The sequence below is a fragment of the Arenibacter sp. F20364 genome (assembly GCF_023015905.1).
Lineage (GTDB): Bacteria > Bacteroidota > Bacteroidia > Flavobacteriales > Flavobacteriaceae > Arenibacter.
This window is the reverse complement of the sequence record NZ_JALKBD010000116.1, coordinates 1-1,006: the sequence shown is the minus strand read 5'-3', so window position 1 is coordinate 1,006 and position 1,006 is coordinate 1. Positions and strand designations below refer to the sequence as shown.

1 protein-coding gene is annotated in these 1,006 nt (G+C 40.1%); it reads right to left on the bottom strand.

Annotated elements, in window-relative coordinates; translation table 11 throughout:
• Positions 1-18 precede the first annotated feature (18 nt).
• Positions 19-969: a nitrilase family protein gene (locus tag MWU84_RS23945; RefSeq protein WP_026811329.1), complete on the bottom strand. Its 951-nt coding sequence runs from the start codon at positions 967-969 to the stop codon at positions 19-21.
• Positions 970-1,006 lie beyond the last annotated feature (37 nt).

Genomic DNA, 1,006 nt, shown 5'->3' with positions numbered 1-1,006 from the left:
TTATGCACAGGCATTTTCTCAATCTGTGGCTGTTTTCTCCTTCATCCATACAGGTGTTGTGTCCGATTTATGCTTACCGCCAATTATGTCCTTATACAGTTCTGGTCTTCGAGCATTTTTGTATCTCCAACCACCCGAAAGTTGAATTTTATCCTTTGCGATTTTTGAAATCGTGATTTCATCTTCAAATGATTTTATTTCGGACAAAACCTCTCCATAAGGGTCGATTATCATCGAATTGCCATTTTTGAGATGTTCACCGTCATAGCCAATCGGGTTTGTAAACGCATAATAAACTCCATTATCGTAAGCCCGTGCGGGCAGCCAGCGCATTAACCAACGCCTACCTTTGGGGCCGTCAAATTCCATTCGTAATGAGACTGGGTCGTTTTCACGATTTCTCCAGTATTTATCATCTACGTAATCTCGATGTGGCATTGCAGAAGGTGTACAGCCTGTAACGTGGGGTGCAAAAATTATTTCCGCTCCTAAAAGGCTTGTCGCGCGTACGTTTTCTATTACATTATTGTCATAGCAAATCAAAATTCCGCATTTCCAACCGAGAAGGTCAAATACACAATATTCGTCGCCAGCAGACATATATTTGCTGATAAATGGGTGTATTTTTCGATATTTGGCAACTACTTTATCGCCAGTTACACAGATATAGGTATTATAAATTTTTCCATCTGATTTTTCCACTAGACCCGCCAAAATCGGAATACCCAAATCATTGGAAATCGCAATTAAGTCCTTCGTGCTATTTCCGTTTGGAACGTCCTCCGCCAATTCCGTTATCTGTTCCAGACCTAAATCTTTGGTAAAAGTGTAAGCGGTAATGGACATTTCGTGAAAACTTATTAAGTCCGCTCCGTTGGATTTTGCTTTTTCTGCAAGTTTTCTGATGACCGATAAGTTGTATGTTTTATCTCCGTCTTTCGGTTGAAATTGGGCTACTGCTATATTCATGTTTTGATGTATGTTGAATTTTTAGGCTGCTTGTGCA